The sequence below is a fragment of the Methylophaga sp. UBA5088 genome, from assembly GCF_002414625.1.
Lineage (GTDB): Bacteria > Pseudomonadota > Gammaproteobacteria > Nitrosococcales > Methylophagaceae > Methylophaga > Methylophaga marina.
In genome coordinates, this window is the sequence record NZ_DIAC01000128.1 from 9,391 (window position 1) to 9,806 (window position 416).

The window sequence follows — 416 nt, forward strand, 5'->3', positions numbered from 1 at the left end:
GTAACCATGGGCATCACCACCATAGAATGAGTCACTGTCCGGAGTATTGAGCGGCGATTGCGTGGCAAATCTTTCCACTAAATCCGGGTTCGCTATAAATAGTTTGCCAAATGAAATACAGTCAGCGTCACCACTCTTGATAGCAACATTGGCGGTGTCAAATGTATATTCACTGTTGGTCATGTAATGACCTTGGTACCATTCACGGCATAAACTCAGATCAAATGCCGGACCTGCCATGCCCGGATTTTCTGATCCCATTTCTGTGATATGTAAATACGCTAAATTGAAAGCGTTTAACGCTTTAATAACGTACTCAAAAGTCTGCTGAGGCTGACTATCTTTCATATCATTGAAGGGTTGAAGAGGTGACAGACGAACCCCAACTCGGTCCGAACCCCAGATTTTGCAAACTT

1 pseudogene is annotated in these 416 nt (G+C 44.0%); it reads right to left on the minus strand.

From position 1 onward, the window contains the following. Positions 1-416 (minus strand): annotated as a pseudogene (locus tag B4K20_RS15785) (alkene reductase); the annotation flags it as partial.